Below are 26,079 nucleotides of genomic sequence, written 5' to 3' on the forward strand. Positions count from 1 at the left end.
ATGTCTACTGAACTTCAGTCGGAACTGCACCAAGCAGTTGATCGCCGCCGCAATTTTGCAATTATTTCTCACCCAGATGCTGGGAAAACGACACTGACAGAAAAGCTACTGCTGTACGGAGGAGCCATTCATGAAGCTGGTGCAGTCAAGGCAAGACGGGCGCAGCGCAAAGCAACCTCTGACTGGATGGCAATGGAACAACAACGAGGTATCTCGATTACCTCTACAGTATTGCAGTTTGAATATCAGGACTGTCAGATAAATTTGTTAGATACGCCCGGACACCAGGATTTTAGTGAAGATACCTATCGTACTTTGGCAGCAGCAGACAATGCCGTGATGCTGATTGATGCGGCGAAAGGTTTGGAACCCCAGACGCGGAAGTTGTTTGAAGTGTGTAAGATGCGCGGCATACCTATTTTCACATTTGTTAACAAACTCGACCGTCCGGGAAGGGAACCTTTGGAACTGTTGGACGAAATTGAGCAAGAATTGGGCTTGCAAACCTATGCTGTTAATTGGCCCATTGGAATGGGCGATCGCTTCAAAGGTGTTTATGACCGCAAACAACAACAAATTCACCTGTTTGAAAGAAGCGCCCACGGGAGTCGCGAAGCTGTGAATACAGTGGTTGAGTTGGGTGATGCGAGAATAGAAGAACTTTTAGAACAAGACCTCTACTACCAACTGAAAAACGATTTAGAACTGCTAGAAGGGGTGGGACCAGCATTAGATTTGGAATTGGTACATCAAGGCAAAATGACGCCTGTTTTCTTTGGGAGTGCCATGACCAACTTCGGGGTAGAGTTATTCCTCAAATACTTTCTGGATTATGCCCTCAAACCTGGTCTCCATAACAGCACTGTTGGTGAACTTCCCCCAATATACCCAGAGTTCTCTGGGTTTGTCTTCAAGCTCCAAGCAAACATGGACCCCAAGCACCGCGATCGCGTCGCTTTTGTCCGCGTCTGTACGGGTCGGTTTGAAAAAGATATGACAGTGAATCACGCCCGCACTGGCAAAACTATCCGCCTGTCTCGCCCACAAAAATTATTTGCTCAAGAACGGGAATCCATAGATGTGGCTTATGCTGGTGATATCATTGGTTTGAATAATCCTGGTGTTTTTGCAATTGGTGATACTATTTATACTGGTCAAAAGCTGGAATATGAGGGTATTCCCTATTTCTCACCAGAGTTGTTTGCAGTTCTTCGTAACCCAAACCCTTCCAAGTTCAAGCAATTCCAAAAAGGTGTTTCTGAGTTGCGCGAAGAAGGGGCTGTGCAAATTATGTACTCAGTGGATGAAGCTAAACGTGACCCAATTTTGGCAGCAGTGGGTCAGTTGCAATTTGAGGTGGTACAGTTCCGGTTGCAAAACGAGTATGGAGTGGAAACTCTCCTAGAACTGTTGCCTTACAGTGTCGCCCGTTGGGTTGAGGGCGGATGGGAAGAGTTGAACAAGATAGGACGCTTATTCAATACAACAACAGTGAAAGACAGTATGGGGCGTCCAGTGTTACTGTTCCGTAATGAATGGAATTGTCATCAATTACAAGAAGACCATCCAGCATTGAAATTGAGCGCTATTGCTCCAGTTGTTGGACAACAACTGACAAATGATTCAAATAGTTAATGGTTAATGGTATCACAACTAACAACTCTCAACTCTCAACCAACCACTAACAATTTTCTAACGCAGTTGCTTGAAAAAGCCGAAAGAGGGGTATTTTAAGAAAGACCAGAGTGAGAGAATTTTTATGCCTTCACATCCCGAACCATCTTTGGAGGCAGGTTTATCCGCAGTTAAGCAGGGTGATTTCCAAAGTGCGATCGCAACTCTAGAAGCAGTAGTGGCAGGAGTTGGCAACAGCAATGCTCTTTTACAAGCGCAGATAGGCTTAGTTGTGGCTTATGCAAAGAGCGGCAATATTCCAAAGGCGATCGCCTTATGCGAGACTCTCACTCAGAGTCAAAATCCCCAAGTTAAGCAGTGGGCAGATCGGACTTTAGAGCAGTTGACGCTACCCCGCAAAGGGAGTGAAACATTAACAACTGATGTCACTGGATTTGTCCCTTTTGAACAGGACAAGGGGACGCGAGGACAAAGGCACAAGGGGATAGGGGAATTAGGAGAGGAACGGCCCCTCATCTCCCCACTTCAGCCTCCTCCTCCTGCAATCCGCGAAAACCCTAGACCACTGACAATTCATTGGCGACAAGCAACAAGAGCGAAGACTTGGCAACCCCTACAACAGCAGAACTTGTTACCCTTTCGGCTGCTGATAGCAGGAACATTTATTGCTCTGTTTTGGGTGATGCGGGAACTGCTGGTATTGGTGATGCGATTTATCAATGATATCCTCGTAAAATTACCTTATTTGGAGCCAATACAAGTTTTATACGCTAATCCTACTTCATTGTTGCTACTTGTATTGTTCATCTTGATAGGCTTGTCTCCTTGGTTGCTAGACCGAACACTCACAGTTTTCTACGGTCGGCGAGAACTAGAGCAGAACACTTTAGATCAATACAGCAAAGAAACAGTCCGGGTGCTGCAACGTTTTTGCCAGCAGCGAGGTTGGCAGTTACCAAAACTTGGTGTCTTGCCATTGGCGGTACCCTTGGCATTAACCTATGGGAATTTACCCCGTACTGCCCGAATTGTAGTGAGTCAGGGGCTATTAGAGCAACTGGCAGATGATGAGATAGCTACAATTTACGCCAGTCAGCTCGGGCATATTGCCCATTGGGATTTTATCGTTATGTCTTTAGTGCTACTGGTAACAATTCCAGTGTACAAAGTTTATGAGCAATTTTCTCAATGGGGAGATAGCACAACAGCACGCAGTTGGCGTACGGTTGCGACTATCATGGCAAGCCTTACCTATGGAGTTTGGTGTTTGCTGAGTGGAACTAGTCTATGGTTGTCACAGTTGCGGCAATACTACAGCGATCGCCTTGCTGTTGAAATGACTGGTAATCCTAATGGTCTTGTGCGTGCCTTACTCAAAATTGCTATTGGTATTGCTGGTGATATTCAAAGACAAGAACAGACTAGTAGGCAGTTGGAAAGCTTAAATATAATCATGCCTGTAGGCTACCAGCAAAGTATTGGTTTGGGTGGCATTGCTCCTCACACGACCTTTGAGTCATTTTTAATGTGGGATTATCTCAATCCCTACCGCTGGTGGTTTGTCATCAACAATACTCATCCTTTGATGGGCGATCGCCTGCAACGTCTTTTGTCGATAGCCCGGTATTGGCATTTAGAAACAGAATTAAATTTGGAAACTCAGCAGCCTCTGTTGGTCAAGCGTCAATCTTTTTTATTTCAAATTGCTCCCTTTTTGGGAATTCTCGTGGGTGTTGTGTTAGCTTTTGTGATTTGGTTCGTTTGGCAAATCGCTTATGCACTTAAGTTTTTGAACTTAAAGTGGATATACGATGATTGGTCTTTTGTTATGGGTTGTATGCTGATTGGATTTAGCATCGGCACATTAATCCGGATCAATGCTTTTTTTCCAGAAATTAAAATTACTACCGCACAATCCGATGACCGATTACTTAACCTGTTATCCAACCCAGCAGCCCTCCCATCTGACAGCATGAGCGTACGTCTGGTCGGTAAGCTATTGGGTCGCCGAGGTACAACTAACTCCTTGGGACAAGATTTCATCCTGCAATCCAGCACGGCTTTGGTCAAATTACACTATATCTGGTGGCTAGGACAACAGGTCAATCCTCAAGACTTGATTGGTCGCCAGATTACGGTGACAGGTTGGTTACGGCGAGGAGCAACTCCCTGGATTGACATCCAAAGTTTGCAAACTCAAAACGGTAAAACCATCTATAGTCCTCATCCCATTTGGTCTACAGTTTTGGCTGTTGCGGCAGAGGCTTGGGGTGCGTACATTCTGCTTAAGGGGTAATGGGGAATGAGACAGGGGTGGAGAAATGACCGATTACCAATTTCTGATTCCCATCTACAAAATGTAAACAAAAGTTGCATAAATCTAAATAAAATGTTACATTTGTTAATAGTAACAGCTGCAACTGATGTGACTTCGCGCTCAAGCTTAGTTATCTATGTGGCTGCTTGCGCCAATAGATTCCCTTTTTCTTCCCAACACAGCAATTAATTAGCCAGCCACAGGCTGGTTTTTGTTTCCCAAAAACCAAACTTTAAGAGAAAGTGTATTTTATGCTACTATGCGATTATGCGATCGCTGGAAATGTGTAATCTGAACTAGCTACGTGTAAAATAGCGTGATAATGTAAGGAATGGTGTTTGATTCTTCGCTAAAAAGTATAGAAGAAGTTTCCAGTGGCAAGCATTACGCTGTAGAATTTAGAATTCTTAGAATAAATAAAGGTGCTATTAGAATTGTGCGCTTTTGTGTTAAGCAAGCTTGATCTTGGTAAAAAACAGTATTGTATAGGTTAACAGTTTGGAGTAGAAAAATTGGTTTGTCGCAGCATTGGTCAACAGTATCTATCGAAAGCTGAAGCCAAGCTACTGTTTTTTGCCTGGTCTTGTTCACTCAACTGTTGGAGGTATAGTTCATGTCCGTTCGCCTATATATAGGCAATTTGCCGAAAGAAGAAATAGATCGTCAAGAACTGCAAGCAGTTTTTGCAGCAGAAGGCGATAGTGTTACCACTAAACTGATTAAAGACCGAAAAACAGGCAAATGCCGTGGATTCGGTTTTATCACGGTAAACAGTGACGAACAAGCAGACCAAATTATTGAAAAGTACAATGGTCTGATGTTCAAAGAGTCTCCGATCAAAATCGAGAAGGCATTACCTCGTACCAAAGGAGAGGAAAACAACGAGGAGCAACCGGCTAAACCGACTCTTAATGTTGCAAGTAGCAACGCTCATCCTGCTCCAACAAGAGAAAATAGCCGTAGGGAGAAAAGCTCCAGTTCCAAGAAGTCTCGTCGTGGTGGCGGTCCTAGGGAACACACACCAGCATCTGCTGCTACGGATGACGCGATTCGTCCAGATCCCCGTTGGGCTAATGAGTTGGAAAAGCTCAAGCAAATGCTTGCCGCACAAACAACAAGTTAATCCGCAAGCAAGAAAGATTAAAAATTAAAAATCAAATTTTCTTGATTTTTAATTTTTAATTAATGATTAAATATCCCTGAGCTATCTAGCTTAAGGGAAGTTGTAACCAGTGTTGGAAGTGCGATCGCAACTGTTGGGTGAACTGCGATCGCTGGTTATATTTTTCTGTACGAATAGGCTTGCGTTCTTGATCTAGCGTCCAACCGTAATCGCTACTTAAACGCAGCTTATTCTGCCAGTCAGAAATGGAAACGACAAGTCCAGATGCAGGGCTATTGTCTACACCTTGTACACTGAATACATAGTTAAAAGTATTCTGTTTGCCAGGAGCGACGGTAGAAGGTTGACCGTATTCTACCAACAGTCGCGATCGCACTTGTTCGACTAGACCTGGTTTTTCCAAATCTTCCAGAGTCCTAAGCGCCAAAGTTAGGGCAAAGTAAAAATCTTCAACAGGAATAAATTCTAATTGCATAAGATATCTGTGAGAGGTTGCCAGAAACTGGTATCTTAAGTCATTTTGTCAAAGCGCTCGTTGTTGTCAATTAACTGACCATCAAGCCGAGATATTTTGTATAAAAACATCAAGAGGGCGGCTTTGCAACAAAATTGGGTAGTACTTGCAAAGTTTCCACAGATGAATAGCTCTTCTAGTAGGAATAGTTTCAGATGGAGGCAAATTTCGGTAGGTGCAACCTGAAAATTGTCTTAACATTTCATAAGATGTACTTGAGGGTACAAACTTATTAGTACTAATTTTTACTGAGAAACAGCCTTGTAAAAAACTGCTTTTCACAACCGCAGTATAAGTTTCGACTTTTAATTTGAATGAAATTTTTATAAGTAATTCTCGTTTAATAGAGGTCTACTTATAAAAGTAGTGTTTAGAAATCTTGCTATTAAGTAGGTAGATTTTTTTGAATAGAGAACCCAGCTAACAAATATTGTAATTAAGTATTTGAACATACTTAATTTTTTACTATCTTTTTATAAAAATCTATACTATAGATAAAAATATAGTGGTGTAATAATAATTACAACCTTTAGGTTTTTTGATCAAGGATATTAGCTAAAAATATATCACTTTAAGTATAAATGAATTGGATGAGAATACGTACAGGAAAATATTACTTCTAGTAGCAGATGTATAAAAATGATGGACACATTAAATTAAAATAAAGATTAGTTAAACTTTCTGCATACATAGAGGTAAAGGAAGATTCACCAACTGAATTTGCCTGAAACCTCTTGAAGAGAAGACACCAACAAACTATGAACTCTAGAACTGAACAACGCATCGCCTTAATTTCAGTACACGGAGATCCGGCGGTTGAAATTGGGAAAGAAGAAGCTGGAGGACAAAATGTATACGTGCGCCAAGTTGGAGAAGCGCTCGCCAAACTTGGATGGCAAGTTGAAATGTTTACCCGCAAAGTCAGTGCGGAACAAGAAACAATAGTTCAACATAGCCCAAACTGTCGAACTATTCGATTAGAATCTGGTGCTGTTGAATTTGTGCCGCGAGACAATTTGTTCGGATACTTGCCAGAATTTGTGGATAATTTTCTCAAATTCCAGCAAGAAAACGGCTTCATATATCCTTTGGTTCATACAAACTACTGGCTCTCGAGTTGGGTAGGAATGCAGTTGAAGGAAATCCAAGGGAGCAAACAGATTCATACATACCACTCTCTAGGAGCAGTCAAGTACAACACAATTAATACGATTCCTTTGATTGCTAGTACTCGGCTAGCAGTGGAAAAACAGGTGTTGGAGACAGCTGAACGAATTGTGGCGACAAGTCCGCAGGAACAAGAACATATGCGATCGCTTGTTTCCACAAAAGGGAGTATCGATATCATTCCTTGTGGTACTGATATTCAGCAGTTTGGTTGCGTAGATCGACAAGCAGCAAGAGCGCAGTTGGGAATCGACCCCGAAGCGAAACTTGTGATGTATGTAGGACGTTTTGATCCACGCAAAGGTATAGAAACACTGGTGCGTGCAGTCGCACAGTCTCAATTGCGATCTTCTGGAAAACTCCAGTTAATTATTGGTGGCGGAAGCCGTCCAGGTCACAGCGACGGAATGGAACGCGATCGCATTGAGAATATTGTCGCCGAGTTAGGGATGAGCGACTTTACAACCTTGCCTGGTCGTCTCAGTCAAGAAATCCTGCCATATTACTACGCTGCTGCTGATATATGTGTTGTTCCCAGCCACTATGAACCTTTTGGATTAGTGGCAATTGAAGCAATGGCGAGTAAAACACCAGTGGTAGCAAGTGATGTTGGCGGACTTCAGTTTACAGTCGTTCCTGAAGAAACTGGCTTATTAGCGCCAGCACAAGATGTAGCTGCTTTCGCCACTGCGATTGACCGAATTCTGGGCAACCCCCAATGGCGAGACGAATTGGGTGACGGTGCTAGAAAGCGGGTCGAAACCAAGTTCAGTTGGGAAGGAGTCGCATCTCAGCTAGCTCAACTTTACACCGAGTTGTTGCAGGAAAAACCCGAAGACACACAAAAAGAAGCGATCTTGGCGAGTTAACGGTAAAGAAAACAGGATGAAAGAAGTTAATAGTCACTTAGTTGTGAAACTCACACTTTAGATTGTCAACTTCCGACACTATCCCAAGCGTCAATTATCTCTCACCAACAAGCAACTTGCTATTATACATTTAAGATTTTTAACACTAGGTGTTTTCCATAAGACTTCATAAAGAAGTCTTTTTATTTGTTGATGTATTTTTAGTTGTTAAAGAAAATTTTTATATAACTAAAAACTTATATTTTTATATTTTAATTTAATAATTTTGCCTCTGAAAAAGTAGACCCTTTACAAAAGTCATCTCGTGGTACAATTAAAGATTAATTTTGTACTGATAGAGATATGCGTCACCTTAATGACTACAATTCTTCAAAGGAGAAAGCTGTTTTTAAGTCATTTATTATACCCATCAACCAGTTTTGCAATAACTCTAATTTACCCACTATCTCTGTTGTTCTGAAGGGACTACCTTGTCATATGAACCAAATTCTTAACTAGGTTTTTGACTCTAATGCTACTGACCCTCCTAATTAGATAAAAAGTACAATGAAAGCCGAAATATTAAATCTAGCAAAACTTATACAGAGTGCTATAGTGATGTTATTTTTTAGTTTTAAAAACAAGTACTTTAAACTAAGCAACAAAGACTATAAATACACGAATTTTCATTCCCAGTTTGGAGAAGATAGATATCTTCTAGAGAAGATAGACTTACCGCAAAAAGGAGTATTTGTTGATATTGGAGCGGGGCACCCAATTTATCTTTCAAATACTTACTTTTTTGAAAAAAATGGTTGGAAAGGCGTCTGTATCGATGCTGATATTAATCAAGTCAAATTATTAAAAAAAGAAAGATCTAACGTAGAGTGGGCAGCTATTTCACTTGAAGAAGGAGAAATAAATTTTTTTCAGGCTTTTTTGCCTGAATTGTCAACTACTGTGCAAAAGGATGAATATGGGGGACTAATTAAGGTTCCATTCAAAGATACTGTACGAGTTCCATCTTTTAAGCTTGAAACTATATTAGAAAACTATAATATTGGTGTCATCGACATCTTAGACATAGATGTGGAAGGAACTGAATTGGAAGTCTGGAAAACTTTTGATTATGAAAAACATAAACCCAAAGTTGTAATCATTGAATACTACAGTTTAGGTTTAGCTGACAATTCAGGCAGAATCAAAGATTTTTTTTCAAAACTCCCCTATCAACTTGTTCATACCACCTGTTCAAATTTTATTTTCGTTAATAACGGTTATACAAGTGAAATTGTAAAACAGACCTGACTTGAAAGTAGACTTTCAAGGCAGGTCTCGTGAAAATTTCATGTTTAGTAAAATTTTCTGTAAAATCCAACACTTTTTATCGCCATTTTAGGAAGCCATATTCAAATTAAGGTTGGCAGTTCCTCAAGCACTAGCGTACCTGAATCAGGTACAGTTGGTGCTATCTTCTTAGCGACAGCGGCAGGGGTAGGTTATGGCAGAAGAAAAAAGTAGCTAGCTAACAAGCCCAAATACTTGTCACAAAAGCAGCACTCAGCATGACCTTTGAGAAAATCAGTGCAGTTGACCGCTTTTTGCTTGCCTGATTCTACGCTGAATCAGAGAAGATGGAAGTATACTGACAATCGACACTTGAACAACAACGACAAATCGTTGTGCAAACATTCGACTTTACGACTCTTACAGCTGTTTGTAGCGACATCCGCGCTCACTGGTTGCCAGCTCGCATAGAGCAGGTCTATCAGCGCAATAGCTACACCATTGCCATAGCACTCCGCACTCTCAAACCACGGGGTTGGCTGGAAATTTCCTGGCATCCTCAAGCAGCTCGCCTTCATATCGGCGAGCCACCACCAAGAACACCAGATACTTTCACCTTCAGCCAACAACTACTGCACCAGTTGGGTGGTTTAGCGTTGGTGGGGCTGGAGACAATAGCTCCTTGGGAACGTGTCGTTGATTTACAATTTGCCCGTCGTCCGGGAGAAAGCGCCCTATATCATCTGTACGTTGAAATCATGGGCAAGTACAGCAACGTTATTCTCACCGATGCTCATAACAGCATTATCACCGTTGCCCATCAAGTCAACCAAAAACAATCCAGCGTCCGTCCCATTCTCACAGGACAGCCTTATGAAACACCACCCAGTCTAACTGCTGCTATACCTAGTTTGAGCGAATCTCAGGAACGCTGGCAAGAACGGGTCAGCTTAGTCCCAGGCGCTATCAAGCGTCAGTTGCTCAAAACCTATCGCGGTGTCTCTCCTTCACTCATACAGTCAATGCTGTTGGTGTCAGATATCGATCCTGAAAGTTCGACAGACACCCTAAAACCCGATGACTGGCAACGCCTGTTTCACCATTGGCAAGAATGGCTGCATAGCGTGGAAAGCCAGAAGTTTGAACCTGCTTGGACACAACAAGGATACACTGTACTTGGTTGGGGTATTCTCAAGAGTGCAAAAGATATCCAAGAGTTACTCAACCGTTACTACACCGACCAACTCAATCAACAAATATTTTCCCAACTGCGGCATCAATTGAGTCAGAAACTGAATAATATTCTGGAAAAATTACGACTAAAAGCCGCTAACTTTGAACAACGCTTGCAGCAGTCAGAAAAAGCAGATGAGTATCGACAAAAGGCTGATTTGTTGATGGCACACTTGCATGAGTGGCTCTTGGGAATGAAGGAAATTATTCTCCCCGATTTTGAAACTGGCAAACCGATAAATATCTCTTTAGAGCCAGATAAAAATGCCGTGCAAAATGCTCAAGGTCTTTATAAACAGCATCAAAAACTCAAACGCGCTCGTACTGCTGTAGAACCGTTATTGGCTGAGGTTAAGGCAGAAATTGAATATTTGGAGCAAGTGGAAGCAGCTATTTCTCAAATAGAGAATTACACAACAGCAGAAGATTTACAAGCTTTAGAAGAAATCCGCGAGGAACTCATTGGACAGCAGTATTTAGAAGACTCAGGCGTTCGCCCTTTGGGCGGCTCCCTCTCGGAGCAGCGACGTCGCAGTTCTACTGAAGCGCCTACCATTAACTTTTATAGTTACCGCACCCCCAGCGGTTTTGAAGTCTTAATTGGTCGCAACAATCGTCAGAATGACCAATTAACCTTTCGTGTAGCCAACGATTACGATTTATGGTTTCACGCTCAAGAAATTCCAGGAAGCCATGTGCTCCTGCGTCTAGAACCCGGTGCTGTTCCAGAAGAGACTGATTTGCAATATACTGCTAACTTGGCAGCATACTACAGTCGCGGTCGTCAGAGTGACCAAGTGCCAGTTGTCTACACTCAGCCAAAGCACGTCTACAAACCCAAAGGCGCCAAACCAGGAATTGCCATTTATAAGCAGGAGCGTATTATTTGGGGACAACCGCAGTCCTTAGTACTAAATTCTGCATCCTGAGTTGCAAGTTTATCCCCACGAATGAATTCGGGGGGATTGAATGTGATTCAAAATACAAAATGTTATTTAACTTTTGATTTTTGATTTAAATTAATTCCCTCTTCCCTCCTAAATACCATGTTTTGAATTCTTCTTCAAGATAGAAGCTATTTTCCTACGCAAATATCTTTTTTTGATAAAAATCCATGAAAAATCTGTACTGACTGTTACAATAATGTTAAGAAAAGTTTCCCGTTGCGTTTTGCGAACGCGTAATTTTGGGTTTGACTCTCTTGAGAAGACAACGCGAAGAAAAATTTTAATAGACCAGCTGTGGTAGGCTGGTCTTTTTGTACTGATTGGGAAGGGGATATAAGGGTGTCAGGAAATATTTTAAGAAGAACACAGAACACAGAACTCAGAATATATCCCCGTAAATGAATTTAGGGGTTTGTATCCTTTTTACTGTTTAACATTGCTGAATACTGAATTCTACGTTCTGAGTTCTTTCTTTGGTCAAGATTAATCCTTCTTTTCTTTAACTAAACCCCTATGCCCCTAAACTCCACCCAAAGAGCATTAATTAGAAACTGAGTGTAGTTCTGATAGCACCAGTGACAACATCATCGTTGTCACTATTATGGTCTGGCGCTGTGAGCCAGATGACTCCAGGAGTAATGGTGATATTGTCGGTCACTTTGTATTGGTAGAACGCCTCAATGTGATATGAAGTGTCTCTGTCGCTGGAAATTTCATTAATGCTCGAATCTGTGACCTTAGGCTCCATACCAACGATGATGCCTCCTAAGTTTCCTTTTTTACCAAGGTCAGGAAATCCCAGAGTCACAGCCCAGTTCCAAATATCTAATTTTCCACGGTCAACTATCCCTCCCTCGGTGGATAAGTTACGAGCGTTAGTGTATCCAATCCAACCACCTAGGACAAATTTTTCACTCAAGCCAAGGGATGCTTGTACACCGAAGGAATTGCTGGAAAATGGGACATCGACCCCAGAAAGGTCATCGCGAGTCCCAAGAAAGGATATGGGATTTGCGGCATTACTACCAGTAGCCAATTCCTGGTTGTAGGCATTAATGTAAGTCAAGCCCACGGTAAAACGTTCACTGGGTTTAATGGTGAGCTGTGCGAGAGCACCGTATGGACCATTGAACAAACCATTATCAGAGGAAGGGTCATTGGCTGAAGTTCCCAAATACCCCAAAGTGAGCGCCAATGCATCACCAAATTCATGGGTGATTCCCAACCCCGCACCTTCTACTTGGTAATAAATTGGGTTACGAGTCCCAAAATTTGACAAAGCACCAAATGAGCCGTCCCCATCAAAGATGTTCACTGTGTCGGTTAGGTCATCCGCTGCACCCGCATTCGCAAGTGCAATCACCTCTGTCTGTTCACCAATGGGGAATCTGTAATACAGCGTATCAATGAAGGCATCAGTGGTACCATCTTCATCGGCAAAGGAGAAGCTACCTTCTGGTGTTCCAATCTCAGGGTTGACAATATTATTAGCCTCGATTCTTGTGAAAAGTTCATCTTCTCCTGTGAAGCTGGTCACAAATTCTACACGCGCTCGCGCCCCAAAAGCGGTATTTTTTTCATCAATGTCTTCATCGTTGACCCTGTCGCCTTGTAAAACATCGGTGAGTGCTGCGACAACTTCCCCTTGTAATTTGGTCGTAGTAGAAAATTGATTTGCTTCCAATTCAGCAGCTTTCGCTTCCAAAGTATCCACGCGACCTCGCAGTGTCGCCAGTTCTGTGGTAAATTCCTCTTGTAGCCTTTGTATTGTGGCTATATCTTGTTGAGAGACTAAGTCTGCTGTAGCAGTGGCAATGAGTTCGTTAACTCTGTCTAGACAAGCATTCAAACCGGCTGCAAACTCATACCGCGTCATTGCCCGATTCCCTCGATAAGTCTCATTCGGGTAGCCAGCAATACAGCCGTATCGCTCCACTAGGGATTGCAGTGCTTGAAATGCCCAATCAGTGGGTTGCACATCTGATAACTGAGACACTGAAGTCACCTGTGCAATTGTCTTGTCTTGAGGAATATTCTCAGCTTCTTTGATTTCCAAATTGGCAGGTGTTTCCCCTGCAATTGCAGTGGCACTCATCCCTAATATTGGGCTAAAAACTGCTGAACTAGCCAGCAGTAATTTCCATAATTTTGCCATTTTTTCCTCACACTAATTCTCAGTTAACTTCCACACTCTGCTTTGTAAAAGCTTCTTCTTACTAGAAAAGATTCTCATCAATTTATCACGAATAAGTATATTCTCTAATAAGAAATTGCAAATTCTTTAACAAGAAATTGCAAAAATCATCTGTCCTAATAAAGAGATGACCGTCATAGAACAAAACATAAGGCTTAATTTCTAGAAAAATCTATTTATCAAGCCACCTTAGGGTTCAGACACTAGCACTCCCTGCAAAAATTCTGTTGTTACAAAAACTAGGGGTGTAAGGGTGTGTTAGCGTTCGCGCAGCGTGTCCCCTTGGGACGAGAGCGAGCCGTAGGCTGGGGGTAAGGTAAAGAATTCTTTTTTCACTCCTGCATTAAAAACACATTCTACCCCTACACCTCTACACCCCTTTGAAGGGTAGCACTCAGCCACAGACCCCATTATATGAGACTGAGAATTATTATAAGAATAGATGTAAAATAAGTCTCATTATCAATAGAAATTTCAACCAAGGGAAAGCAAACAGCTTTCCGTAAGGAGAGAAAACAGTGTGGACTTACGTAGGATGTAGAACAGACAGACAAAGAAGCGGTATTATACCTCTGATTGCTCTGCTTATGTTATGGCTTAGTGCTGGGTGTACTCAATCCAACACCAACCAGGCAAGAACTACTGATCAGTCACCGCAAGCACAGGAAGCGGCTACCACTTCATCACCGCAGTCAGGAAAAATCAAAGTTGTGACGACATTTTTACCGATGTATTTGTTTACTAAAGCTGTGGCTGGGGATGCAGCAGATGTGGAAATTTTAGTGCCGCCAGGAACGGAGGTGCATGAGTACCAAGCGACACCAGAGAATGTGAAGGCGATCGCCACGGCAAATGTGTTGGTAGAAAATGGTTTGGGTTTGGAGGAATTTTTAGAAGACACGGTTAAAAATGCCCAAAATCCCAAATTGTTTGAAATTGATGCCAGTAAAGGTATCCAACCGTTAAATGAAATTTCCCCTGTTGAGAAAACTAGTAACAAAGAGGAAGAACACAACCACGAACACGCTGAGGGGAACCCTCATGTTTGGTTAGATCCAGTTTTAGCAAAACAACAAATTGCTAATATTCGAGATGGGTTAATTGCTGCTGATCCTGCCAATAAAGCAACTTATGAGGCAAATGCAGCAGCGTACGTTAAGCAATTAGAAAGTCTAGATAGCGACTTTAAGCAAACTGTGCAGAAGACTCCTAATTGTACCTTTGTCACCTTCCATGATGCCTATCCATACTTAGCTAAACGCTATAACCTAAACCAAGTCGCAGTCGTGGAAATTCCCGAAGACCAACTTGCACCGACGGACGTACAAAATGCAGTTAATGTAGTGAAAAAGTATAAAGTTAAAGCTTTATTTGGCGAACCTGGAGTAGATAACAAATTGTTAACAAGCCTTTCTCAGGACTTGAATTTAACTGTGCGTCCCCTGGATTCTTTGGAAAGTGGCGATACAGATCCACAGTATTATTTCAAGGCAATGCGAAATAATTTGCAAACCTTAGAATCAGCCTGCAAATAATTTTTTTCTTTGTCATTTGTCCTTTTTACAAGTGCTAATGACGAATGATGAATGCTTAATGATGAATGCTTGATGATTAACCATTTTCCTGTCTTAAAAGTAGAAAGATTGACTGTTTATCAAGGCAGCTACCTAGCTGTTCGAGATGTTTCGTTTGAATTATTTTCAGGAACGAATACAGCCATAGTTGGTCCTAATGGTGCCGGTAAAAGTACACTGGTGCAAGCAGTTTTGGATTTGATTCCCCGAAGTGCTGGCAAGATTGAAATACTTGGTCGCCCAATAACACGCTTGGGGAATTTACGTCACCAGTTGGGCTATATGCCACAAAATTTTATCTTTGACCGCAGCTTTCCCATTTCTGTTAGTGAATTGGTGGGGTTGGGATGGGTTGGTTCATCTCGTTCCAATTCCCTCACAAGCGGGGGAGAGATCAGAAAAAAGTTTTTTCGCAGGGGTTTAGGGGGATCTAGTAGAGAAAAATCAGCAGCAGTTGCTGAAGCTTTGCGGCGAACCGATGCTTACCATCTGCGAAATCAAGCAATTGGCACTCTCAGTGGCGGTCAACTCAAGCGGGTGTTGTTAGCATACTGTTTGGTCATGCCTCGGAAACTTTTGGTTCTAGACGAGGCGTTCGCAGGGGTAGATGTGCAAGGTGCAGCGGATTTTTATACCCTGCTGAATGAACTGAAGCAGGAAGAAGGATGGACAGTGTTGCAGGTTTCCCATGACATTGATATGGTCAGCCGCTATTGCGATCGCGTTATTTGCTTCAACCAAACTATCGTTTGTACTGGAGTTCCAGAAATTGCCCTTTCGGCGCAAAACCTTTTAGCAACATACGGTCCTGCCTTCCGTCGCTATCAACATAATCATAACTAAATTATGAGAAAGAAAGAAGATAGAAAATAAAACAATTTCTGTATTCTTCATTCTTCATTCTTCATTCTTCTGTGTTCACTCCTGTTCATCTAAGTGTTCAGCAACAGATAGATAAAGAGCCAAAACATGACTATCGTGGAGGCAATAGAAGACATTACGACCTTGCTTGCGGTAACTGACCAAACGCATTGCCCGTAAGTTTCTTAGTTGGTGGGAGACAGCAGATTCACTCATACTTAGTACTGCTGCCAAATCACTCACACAAAGTTCTTGTTGAGCTAACAGTGAGAGAATTCTGAGACGATTAGCATCCCCTAAAAAGCTAAAAAATTCTGCCATACGCTGCGCTTTCTCACTGTTGAGAACCTGATGTGATAGAGGTTGAACCTCATCAGTCTCTAGATTTTGTATTTGATTATACTTAGCAATTTCTTTTTGGGGAAGAGAATTGGTGATATTAGCTGACATAGTATTATTGTGGACACCTTGTTGTTGTTTTTTAGTAAAAAAGAAATCTTATAAACTCAAAATTATTTAATAAATATGTATGGAAGATAACATATGCGTTTCCTAAATGATTGTCAAATAGCGTGGCTTGCCGTCACCAATGCCAATGACCTGATGACCTTGCTACAGTTTCCTTTTATGCAACGTGCTATTGCAGGTGCTGTTTTGATGGGAATACTTGGCGGTTTACTAGGCAGTTTTGTCACCTTGCGCCAGTTGTCTTTTTTCAGCCATGCTGTTGGTCATGCTGCTTTAGTAGGTGTGGCGTTAGGTGTGCTGTTACAGTTAAATCCCACTTGGATGCTGCTACCATTCACACTTATTTTTGGGTTACTTGTCCTCTACTTTATAGAGAAAACGGATTTAGCTAGCGACAGCGTTCTGAGCATTGTCCTGTCAGGCGCGTTGGCAATAGGAGTGATTCTTAGCAGCTCAATTAAAGGATATCGAGGTAACCTCATGGGAGTGCTATTTGGCGATATTCTCGCTATTGACCTGACAGATTTGGTTTTGACCCTGCTTGTACTTGTTGGAAGCAGCCTATTCTTATTATCAACCCTCAGACAGCAAATTTTGTTAACACTTAACCCTGCTGTGGCAAAGGTTCAAGGCATCCCAGTTCAGTGGTATCGTTATGGGTTTGTCGTATTGCTGTCATTAGCTGTTGCTGTGGCAATTAAAGCTGTCGGTGTTTTACTCGTCAACGCCTTTTTGGTCATTCCCGCTTCTTGTGCCAAACTGATGAGTCACCACTTTAACCGTTTCTTGTTGTTATCAGTGATTATTGGTGCAACAAGCAGCTTTGCTGGCATAATCGTATCGGGTCTTTTCAACTTTGCCTCCGGTCCTAGTATCGTTCTTGTTCAGTTTGTGGTATTTCTGACAGTTTTCAGTTGGGTCAAGGTGAAGACAAAAGCCGCATAAATTTTTTTCGCTCAGGACTTGCAAAAATCTAAGGAGTTTGCTAAATTAAGTAATCGTGGTCAACAAAAAACACCACGCCGGGATAGCTCAGTTGGTAGAGCAGAGGACTGAAAATCCTCGTGTCACCAGTTCAAGTCTGGTTCCTGGCATACAATCAAATAGCTGAAAGCCTTGGTTTATCAAGGTATTCAAGAAACTCCTAACTAGAACTTATTAAGCTTCTAGTGGGAGTTTTTGCATTTTTGGGCTTGACTTTGACTATGAATTGACTATGATAGCTATATAGAGCAGAGGAATTTTCATATTCATTTTAAGGATATGGTAATGAAAGTAGAACATAAAGCAACTAAAGGTTCAGTCGGTGTTGAGTCATTCCAAGACAGACTGAGACTACGTTTGCCACGTAACCTATATGGGGGGAAACAAAAGTATCTAACTTTGGGAATGGCAGATACACCAGAGAATCGCAAGCTGGCAGAGGCTAAGGCAAAACAGATCGAATCTGATATTGTATTTGAACGTTTTGACCCTACACTAGCTAAATATAAACCTCAAAGTCATTTAACTCTGGTTGTACCCATAACAGAAGGTCAGGAACAGCTAACATTGACTGAGTTATGGGATAAGTACACGGCTTATAAGTCTAAAACTGTAAGTGTAACCACTATTAACAAGGATTTTAAGAAGACTAGAAACCACATTGCTAGTTTGCCAACATACAAGCTTTCAGAAGCAGTAATCATTAGAGACTTCTTACTTGAAAAATTAACCCCTAATGCAGCAAAACGTGTCCTAACTCAATTAAAAGCTTGTTGTGATTGGGCAATAGACTCTGAGTTGATTAGTAGTAACCCATTTGTGGGGATGTCACAAAAAGTAAAAGTAGCTGTGAAAGATGAAGATGAGGCAATCAACCCATTTAACAAAGGTGAGCAAGAACAAATTATCGCGGCGTTTAAGAGGAATATATACTACAGTCACTATACAAACTATGTTAGTTTCCTGTTTATGACAGGTTGTAGGACTTCTGAAGCTATAGGGCTAACTTGGGGTCACATTAATAGTAATTTGACTTTGATTACCTTCAGTGAAGCAGTTGTAGAAGGGAATCGTAAAGACACCAAGACTCATAAAAGCCGCAAATTTCCTATTAATCAATCACTTAAAGAATTGTTACTTTCCATTAAGCCAAACAATCCTAATCCAGAAACACCAGTCTTTAAAGCTCCCAAAGGTGGTTTAATCGATGCTCATAACTTCCTTAATCGTGCATGGAAAACAGTACTGTCTGAGTTAGATATTCCTTACCGTCCTCAGTATCATACACGACATACCTTTATCACAAAGTGCTTAGAAGCTGGTGTGAGTGTTGTACAGGTTGCTAAGTGGGTAGGAAACTCACCAGAGATAATCATGAAACATTACGCAGGCACAATAAGACAGATTCAAGTACCAGAGTTTTAACAGCACTTAAAAATAAAAAATAACAAGGGATAGTAAATATGCATTACTATCCCTTTTTCTTACGTTAGATAATTGCCTTAATAGTACTAACATAACTAAATTAATATTTTTGATTTTAAGGTTAATAAATTAAAGTGTATAAAAAATAGATAATTGCAGTAAATAAAACATTTTTTTTCTAAAAATTGAATGCATTAAGAAAACCGTTTTAATAATACAAATATTTTTTTATATTAAAAATAAAATTAACTGCTCAAATTTTAAATAAGTAAAATAGCGAATTTTGTATACAAGTTTGATAAAAATTATTATTACTCCTTAAGGAATAATTACAAATTTGGATTTGTATGTTTACAATAAAATTTAGATGAATAAAAAACGTTGAGCCTTGAAAACTGCATATTACCTAATCACGCTTTTTTAAAAGCCTGATTATTCCTCTTTTAAAGAGAGGGTTAGCTTTCTATTTAGAAGATAGCTAGGTCGCATTGCTAAAATAAATTTAACCATAATGATAACTATGAGTATTAAGCAAAATTCTCTAACTTGTGTTGTACCAACTCGATTAACCATTAACGATTATGAACTTTTATTGGATGTTGCTAAACAACAGAAAATTACAATTTCTGCTTTACTTAGAAAGTTAGCTATAAAGTATATATATCTACAACATAAAGAAATACCAGCACTTAATAATTAAGTACTGGTATTTCTAATTTTTTACAAGTTCAACTATAACAGTTACTCATAAAAACAATTTACTCATGGATAATAATAATTTTAACAGTTTTCATAATAATGAAACCCAAAAAATAGTTAATTTAAGACAGAATGAGCCTTCTCCACAATTACTATTACTAACATCAAAAAATGACAGTAGTAGCCTTCAAAAAGTTAATCATGAAATTAGTAAGATATCTAGAAATACACAAGGTAAAATTCCACAAGCCGATATTGTAGGTAAACAGATAGCTGAAAAAAATAGAGGTAAATGGATATTTAACGGTGAAGCTAATTGTTGGATGGTTTATGAATTAAAAAAACCTGGTATTTGGAGTCAAGTAAAGGACTATTATGTTGAAGTATTAATCAATAAAGAACTCAAAGAGCAAGAAATAGCTGGCTATGGAAGTTCTAGCTATATAAATAATATCAGGGATAAAATAAGAATGGAATTGATAGAGATGAGTTGGCAAGAAAACTCTCCTAAAAAGTTACTACCATTTCAAAACTGCGTCCTAGAAATAGCTACAGGAAATGTTCTCCATCATTCACCAGACTATAAGTTTACTTGGTGTTTACCGCGTGATTTTGATACTTCTAGTAATGAGTTTCCAGTTATTAATGGGTGGTTAGATGAAGTCACAAACAATAATGAGTCAATCAAAAAAATATTACTAGCTTACTTAGCTGCTATTTTCAAAGGTCGTACTGACCTTCAACTGTTCTTACATTTAATTGGTGCTGGTGGTACAGGTAAAAGTACATTTGTTAGGCTTGCACAAATGCTTGTAGGTGATAATAATATATGTATAACTAATCTCAAAGATTTTTGTAATAATCGGTTTGGAACATCAAATGCTTTCAAAAAGCGACTGGTAGTATTCCCAGATCAAGACAGATATCGTGGAGACTTACAAAAATTCAAGTCCATTACAGGACAAGACTTCATTTTTGCGGAAGAAAAAGGTAAGCAAGGGTTTCAATTCAAATTTGATGGTATGGTCATCATGGCATCAAACGACTCTGTATTTGATACTCGTAACTCATCCTGGTTGACGAGGAGACAGATTTTAGTTCCATTTACAAAAACTATAGATAAAACAAAGCGTAGAGATTTAGAAAAAGAGTTTCAACCTGAGTTGAATGCATTAACTCAATATTTACTGAAGATTTCTGATGAGACGGTTACTCAGATATTGAGGTGTGCAGCCGATAACCCAGAACTAGCTAAACATACTTTAGATCATCAAATAAATAGTAATCCTATTGCTGCTTGGATTGATGAATGTGTTATCCGAGATAGCAGTAGTAAAAGTCCAATAGGGAGTGATAAGACAGATACTAATACTCTATTTGGTAGCTATACTCAATGGTGTTTTAAGTGTGGTAGCACTGCTCAAAGTTTGCCTAAATTTAGCCCTAATCTATTAGATTTTTGTAACTCTACCCTTGGGTGGTCTGATGTTATAAAGCTACCACGTACCAACAAAGGTTATTTTATTAATGGCTTGAGATTACGTCAACTGGATAAGGATGACCATATTCCTTCACCACTAGCAGTTAGTGTAGAGCCAAACCTACACAGTGAAGAGTGGGGTGTAGCATCCTAACTCAGTTAGGATAAGGGTTGTGTAGGTTGTGTAGGGTTTGAGCATTATTCCTTATATATTGAGGAATGATGCTCTAACTTGAAAGGATATTAGATAATCACAAAAAGATATATCTATAACCCTACACACTCTACATAACCCAGTGAGTATAAGGGTTACAACACTACACTTGACTCTGCACAGTGTAGTGTTAACAATACACACCTAAAGTAATCTAGGCACTCATAAGTAATATAAGTAACTTCACTCAGGCACTTTCTAAGTATTAAGAGTTACTCTCCTAAGAATGAGAGTATCAGTAGTATCAATTGAATATGGATATTGCAAGAGCAATGTATAAAGGTGGCAAAATTATTCATGCAGATGAATGTGACTTTGCTTCCTATAAAAATTTAGGTTTACTTTGTCCTTTCTGTAAACAAGAAGTTTATTTAAGGAAGGGTAATATTAGAAAACCTTATTTTGCTCATTTTCATGCCACTTGTTCTAGACAAGTAGAAGAATGTGAACTGAGAGCATCAGTTTATAGTACCAGTACAAAAATTAGTAGTTTCATTCAAGATAGAACACAAAGATTACAGATATTTCAACAACACTTCTTAAGTATGATTTATGTAGAAAAAAATAAAATTATTGAAGATTACCAATTTAATAATTGGATTACTTTAGTTAAAGGTGAGAATAATGACGCAATTAATAATATTAGTAAAGTTTGTAGAGAATTTTTTCTTAAAAATTATAAAGAAATAGAGAAAATATACACTAGTTTACGAATGTAAAACTACTATTATAGTTCTTATATACAACTAACTTAATTACTTTTACCTTTAATTAATTAAATAAAAAAATATTTAAATTACTACTATTATCTTTATTTTATAAAGTATTACTAATGTATGTAATTTAAACTATCTAGCTTATCACTAATTAACTTAATTAACTAAAGCGCCGCTATTATTTTTCTATCTCTATCGCTAGTTATTCCAATGTAATAAGTTCATTATGGTATTGATTCACCTTAATTCTACAAACTTAATTACAATAAAAAAGATAAATAATTGGAGCTATTAATGTATATTTTTTATCTGTAATATTCTTCTAACGTAAGAGTAGTTACTGGAATTACTATTCTCGCCGCTTAACGCACTTAATTTAACTTTAGTACAACTAAGCTTACTGATTTTAGGTGGTGTTACTTGAGCCAATAACGTACTTCTTTAGTTTTTAGATGTAAAGCAAATCATGCATCTATAAAATTAATTTATAACTTATATTTTTTCTAAATTTTGATGACTAGCAAAAAAGAGGATATATACTAATTGTATATATCCTTTAATAGTTAAAATTCTTTTTATTAATTAGTTACTATAATACACAAAATCTTTTCACCATATTATTCGTCGTCATCATTAGATAAAATATAAAAACTATTATCATAATTATTAGACCTAGGCTTGTATCGAGAATATATTTTTTCTAACTCTCCATATAGTTCTTCAACTGATTGAGGGTAACATTCATCGTGTGTTTTATATCTTTTTTCTAACCATTCTACCACTATATCGCTATTCGAGATATTACGAATTATAGCTTCTGATTCTATTCTGTAACTTAAATATTCAGTTAATTCAATTGTTATTGTATTTTTTTTGTTGTTCATAATCATCATCGCTTATTTCTTAACTAGATTTTTTACTTGATTGACTTCATTTGGGCACTTGGTTTTTAACTCATTAAGTGCTTCCCTGATGAGTGTACTAGTGTTTTGACCGCGTAATGCAGCCCATAAACTTAATTCATAATGTTCTAATCCTGTTACTCTAAATGTTATGTATTTAGCCATTTATTATGTTGAAAAACCACATCTATATTGTAATATTTTTAATTTGTGTTGTGTTGTAATTTCAAATTAAATAATAAAAAATAATCCATTAGAGGTAGATGCTATGTCTCTAGCCAGAATAGGATTCATAAATATGCTGATAAACTTCCAAGCACTTTTTTTCATACAATTCTGATGAATAACTGGCTGGTAGTTTATCCAAAATATCTTTAATAGTTACTTCTACACTTGCCCTAGTTTGCTGACGTTTACGCCAATCTAAAACTAACTTCTCGCGCTTTAAAGTTTCTAATAGTTCTTTGGCTACTTGTTTTACTTCCTGTTCTTCCTGTTGCGTTAATTTTATTTCTGTGTTTTTCAGCAAATCAAAAACTGCTAGTTCCTCTTCTGTCAAATTTTCAGAAATGGCACGTTTATCTTCTGTCTTTAAATCTTGGGCAAATGCTATCAATTCATTGAAGAACCACTCAACGTTACGAGAACCCGCGTTATACTCATCAATCATTTTCTGGAATTTTTCTAGATAATTGATGCGAGTTCTGTTTAATTGCACCATCTGCTGTAATTTGTGGTTAACTGTCCCTTTGAGTTTTTCTGCTTCTGTATGTTGATAACCTGTTGCAAATTTGGCTTGCAGTGCATCAAAATCTAACTGGCTTAAATCAACGAGTTGTCTGGGATTGCTAGGAATTATAAATTCTCCAGCAGTAATGGAATCATCTAATATTTCCCCTACTGTGTCCATCACATTAGATATATCGTTATCTGGTGTTTCAAGACGGATTTTTTCTGCGAGTCTTTCTAAAAGTGCTTGAGTTTTGGAAAATTCATTAGCAGTAGTATCAGGAAGGATGCCTTTATAAAGACGGGTGACGTTCCTGGTGATAGAAAAATAGGTGCGTTTGGAGTCATCGTTAACTAAAATAGCTTCTACCGCATCATCCCAAACTTTGGTACGTGCAAATGCATTTTGGGTGGTTTCTAACTTGCTAAAATTAATTCCTTTAGCAGTGCAGAATTCTGTAGCTTCTGCGATCGCCAATCTTAATTGTTCTACTAAAGCCGATTTATCTTTAACTGGGGTATCTCCTTCTGTAACTCCACCACCAGAAGCAGAACCATAGATAGCGAGTGCTTGCTGTAAATTCTTGAAGACTCCTATGTAATCTACTATGAGTCCATTAATTTTATTTTGAAAAACACGGTTAGCCCTAGCAATAGTTTGCATGAGGGTATGGTTCTTCATAGGTTTGTCTAGGTAGATAGTAGAACAACTGGGGACATCAAACCCAGTTATCCACATTGCACAAACAAACACTATACGTAGTGGGTGAGATGAATCTTTAAATTTTTCATCTAATGCAGGAGACTCACTCACTAACCTTTTACGGTGAGGAGTGATATCTAGTCCCTTTTTTTGGAACTCTTCCACTTCATTCTGAGACGGAGAGATGATGACTGCCATGTCAGTCTCTTCTATATATTTAATAGTGACAGATAATTTCTTTTGTTCAAATTCACTCAAGTTATTTTCAGCTAGCTGAACTTTTAAATTTTGTAAATACTGTTGCCAGTGGTGCTGGACTTTGTTGTACATCTTAACTGTAGTAAAGCGATCAATACTCACTATCATTGCTTTACCTTGGTAGCCCCGCCCCAGATAGTGAGTGACTATATCTTGAGCAATTTTATTTAAACGGTCATCTCTGGTAATTAATTGATATTCTCTAGCACATTGTCTTTCTAGTTTACGTTCTTGCTCTTCATCCAGCATCGCTGACTCAATGATTTCTTCTATATCTTCATTGAGTTCATCATTGGTCAGTTGCAGTTCTGGGATACGGTTTTCATAGTAGAGTGGAACTGTTGCCCCATCTTCTATTGATTGTTTGAAGTTGTAAATGCTGATGTAGTCACCAAAAGTTTTTTTAGTTTCTTGTTCCCCGATCATTAAGGGTGTACCAGTAAAACCAATAAAAGCTGCATTGGGTAAAGCATTCCTCATGTTGAGGGCAAATGTATCATACTGGCTACGGTGAGCTTCATCTGCAATGACTATAATGTCTGAACGTGGAGAAATGAGGGGATATGTTCCACCTTTTTCTATACGAAACTTCTGAATCATCGTGAAGATGTAACGATGATCTTCATTGAGAAGTTTCTTTAGGTGTTCCCCATTGCTTGCTCTGACATTTTTTTCTATTTCTGTAACTGCACCAGCATAAGCAAAGTTTTTATAGATTTGTTCATCTAAATCTTCTCTATCTGTGATAATCACAAATGTCCAGTTACCATAGAGTTTTCTGAGTACTTTCTGGGAGAAAAAGACCATTGAGTAGCTCTTACCACTCCCTTGGGTATGCCAGAATACTCCTAGTTTCCCTTTGTTGGATTTAATTTGCTGAACTGCTGTAACTGCTTGGTTGACACCTAAGTACTGGTGATTTTTAGCAATAATTTTAACTAAGCTACCTTTAGCTAAATAAAAGAAAATAAAATTCTCTACTATATCTAGTAATTTAGTTTTCTCACAAGTGCCTCTGATAATAGTGTCTAGGGAAACAATACCCTCTTCCCCTTCACTGTTGATTTTCTTCCACTCAGAGAAATGATCCCATTTAGCAGTTAAGCTACCAATACGGCTTTTAGTTCCATTGGAGAGAATAATGAAGGCATTGTACCAAAACAGTTGGGGGATGGTTTGCTTATAATCTGTGAGATTGTTTTTATAAGCAAGTTCTAATCGTTTGTGATGTGCCTTAAGTTCAATGAAGACTAGAGGTAAACCATTGACAAACCCTACTAAGTCAGCACGTCTGGTGTAGATTTCTCCTGTAACCCAGAATTGGGAAGCAAGAAAGAAATTATTATTCTCCGGTTTATTCCAGTCTATGACTTTGACTGTTTCTGTTTGGTCTTCACCATCATCATTTTTGAAGCTAACTTTCACCCCATCCTTGAGGAGTTGATAGATTTGGGAGTTAGCATTGGCTAAACTCAAGGTGCTTCTGTCACGAGTTAATTCTTCTATGGCAAGTTGGATAGCTTCTGTTGGTATATTAGGATTTAACTTTTGTAAAGCTGTCCTCAGTTTGGGAATTAAAACGACTTCACCCTTTGTCTCTCGCCCTACTGTACTGTTTATACCAAAGTTTTCATTATAACAGTTGGCTGTTTCCCAGTGGAGTTGAGAGAATAGCTCAATGGTTGCATTCTCTAAAGCTTCTTCTGAGTCAGGATGAGGAGGGTGCATAGGTAAGTGTATTTAGATGGAGTTAGTATTGATTTATATTTCCACTATGCACCATCATGTTAGTAACCCGCCA

At 39.1% G+C, this 26,079-nt stretch carries 17 protein-coding genes and 1 tRNA gene; 14 read left to right on the forward strand and 4 right to left on the reverse strand.

The window, feature by feature from the left end; all coding sequences use genetic code 11:
* The 3 genes from MAS10914_RS0128140 (at position 1) to MAS10914_RS0128150 (ending at position 5,075) form a co-directional block, all read left to right on the forward strand.
* A complete protein-coding gene (locus MAS10914_RS0128140; protein WP_017319290.1) occupies positions 1–1,635 on the forward strand; it encodes a peptide chain release factor 3 in 1,635 nt (544 codons plus the stop codon).
* Positions 1,636–1,759: 124 nt separating this feature from the next.
* A complete protein-coding gene (locus MAS10914_RS0128145) occupies positions 1,760–3,931 on the forward strand; it encodes a M48 family metalloprotease (protein WP_017319291.1) in 2,172 nt (723 codons plus the stop codon).
* 634 nt (positions 3,932–4,565) lie between these two features.
* Positions 4,566–5,075, forward strand: coding sequence for an RNA recognition motif domain-containing protein (locus MAS10914_RS0128150; protein ID WP_017319292.1), 510 nt, complete (start codon positions 4,566–4,568; stop codon positions 5,073–5,075).
* A gap of 85 nt (positions 5,076–5,160) precedes the next feature.
* Here MAS10914_RS0128150 and MAS10914_RS0128155 read toward each other — a convergent pair whose 3' ends face one another.
* Positions 5,161–5,550 carry a hypothetical protein gene (locus MAS10914_RS0128155; protein ID WP_017319293.1) on the reverse strand — a complete coding sequence of 130 codons (390 nt, stop codon included), beginning with the start codon at positions 5,548–5,550 and terminating at the stop codon, positions 5,161–5,163.
* Positions 5,551–6,347: 797 nt separating this feature from the next.
* Between MAS10914_RS0128155 and MAS10914_RS0128160 the strand changes: the two genes are divergently transcribed.
* From MAS10914_RS0128160 to MAS10914_RS0128170, 4 genes are all read left to right on the forward strand, one after another.
* Complete coding sequence (locus MAS10914_RS0128160; protein WP_017319294.1) at positions 6,348–7,625, forward strand: glycosyltransferase family 4 protein; 1,278 nt, start codon at positions 6,348–6,350, stop codon at positions 7,623–7,625.
* A 546-nt stretch (positions 7,626–8,171) separates the two neighbouring features.
* Complete coding sequence (locus MAS10914_RS31270; protein ID WP_084786429.1) at positions 8,172–8,912, forward strand: FkbM family methyltransferase; 741 nt, start codon at positions 8,172–8,174, stop codon at positions 8,910–8,912.
* A 105-nt stretch (positions 8,913–9,017) separates the two neighbouring features.
* On the forward strand, positions 9,018–9,125 hold the full coding sequence (locus MAS10914_RS36750) for a PEP-CTERM sorting domain-containing protein (protein ID WP_408605902.1): 108 nt from the start codon (positions 9,018–9,020) through the stop codon (positions 9,123–9,125).
* A 161-nt stretch (positions 9,126–9,286) separates the two neighbouring features.
* Positions 9,287–11,053: an Rqc2 family fibronectin-binding protein gene (locus MAS10914_RS0128170; RefSeq protein WP_017319296.1), complete on the forward strand. Its 1,767-nt coding sequence runs from the start codon at positions 9,287–9,289 to the stop codon at positions 11,051–11,053.
* A 562-nt stretch (positions 11,054–11,615) separates the two neighbouring features.
* Here MAS10914_RS0128170 and MAS10914_RS0128175 read toward each other — a convergent pair.
* Entirely contained in the window at positions 11,616–13,226 is a 1,611-nt protein-coding gene (locus MAS10914_RS0128175) for an iron uptake porin (protein ID WP_017319297.1), read from the reverse strand.
* Between the two features lie 626 nt (positions 13,227–13,852).
* Here MAS10914_RS0128175 and MAS10914_RS0128180 point away from each other — a divergent pair.
* Positions 13,853–14,800 carry a metal ABC transporter solute-binding protein, Zn/Mn family gene (locus MAS10914_RS0128180; protein WP_017319298.1) on the forward strand — a complete coding sequence of 316 codons (948 nt, stop codon included), beginning with the start codon at positions 13,853–13,855 and terminating at the stop codon, positions 14,798–14,800.
* 72 nt (positions 14,801–14,872) lie between these two features.
* Entirely contained in the window at positions 14,873–15,682 is an 810-nt protein-coding gene (locus MAS10914_RS0128185) for a metal ABC transporter ATP-binding protein (protein WP_017319299.1), read from the forward strand.
* Between the two features lie 75 nt (positions 15,683–15,757).
* Here the strand turns inward: MAS10914_RS0128185 and MAS10914_RS0128190 are convergent, their stop codons facing one another.
* Positions 15,758–16,150 (reverse strand): ArsR/SmtB family transcription factor, encoded by a 393-nt coding sequence (locus MAS10914_RS0128190; RefSeq protein WP_017319300.1) that lies wholly within the window; start codon positions 16,148–16,150, stop codon positions 15,758–15,760.
* Positions 16,151–16,243: 93 nt separating this feature from the next.
* Between MAS10914_RS0128190 and MAS10914_RS0128195 the strand changes: the two genes are divergently transcribed.
* From MAS10914_RS0128195 to MAS10914_RS0128215, 5 genes are all read left to right on the forward strand, one after another.
* Positions 16,244–17,113, forward strand: coding sequence for a metal ABC transporter permease (locus tag MAS10914_RS0128195; RefSeq protein WP_017319301.1), 870 nt, complete (start codon positions 16,244–16,246; stop codon positions 17,111–17,113).
* A gap of 76 nt (positions 17,114–17,189) precedes the next feature.
* Positions 17,190–17,262: transfer RNA gene (locus MAS10914_RS0128200), tRNA-Phe, on the forward strand.
* 169 nt (positions 17,263–17,431) lie between these two features.
* Positions 17,432–18,577, forward strand: a complete 1,146-nt coding sequence (locus MAS10914_RS0128205) for a site-specific integrase (protein WP_232224251.1) — start codon at positions 17,432–17,434, stop codon at positions 18,575–18,577.
* A 764-nt stretch (positions 18,578–19,341) separates the two neighbouring features.
* Positions 19,342–20,910, forward strand: a complete 1,569-nt coding sequence (locus MAS10914_RS0128210; RefSeq protein ID WP_017319303.1) for a DNA primase family protein — start codon at positions 19,342–19,344, stop codon at positions 20,908–20,910.
* 314 nt (positions 20,911–21,224) lie between these two features.
* Entirely contained in the window at positions 21,225–21,689 is a 465-nt protein-coding gene (locus tag MAS10914_RS0128215; protein WP_017319304.1) for a competence protein CoiA family protein, read from the forward strand.
* Between the two features lie 1,173 nt (positions 21,690–22,862).
* Here the strand turns inward: MAS10914_RS0128215 and MAS10914_RS0128225 are convergent.
* Complete coding sequence (locus MAS10914_RS0128225; protein WP_017319306.1) at positions 22,863–26,006, reverse strand: type I restriction endonuclease subunit R; 3,144 nt, start codon at positions 26,004–26,006, stop codon at positions 22,863–22,865.
* Positions 26,007–26,079: the final 73 nt, after the last annotated feature.

The organism is Mastigocladopsis repens PCC 10914, assembly GCF_000315565.1.
GTDB classification, from domain to species: Bacteria; Cyanobacteriota; Cyanobacteriia; order Cyanobacteriales; family Nostocaceae; genus Mastigocladopsis; species Mastigocladopsis repens.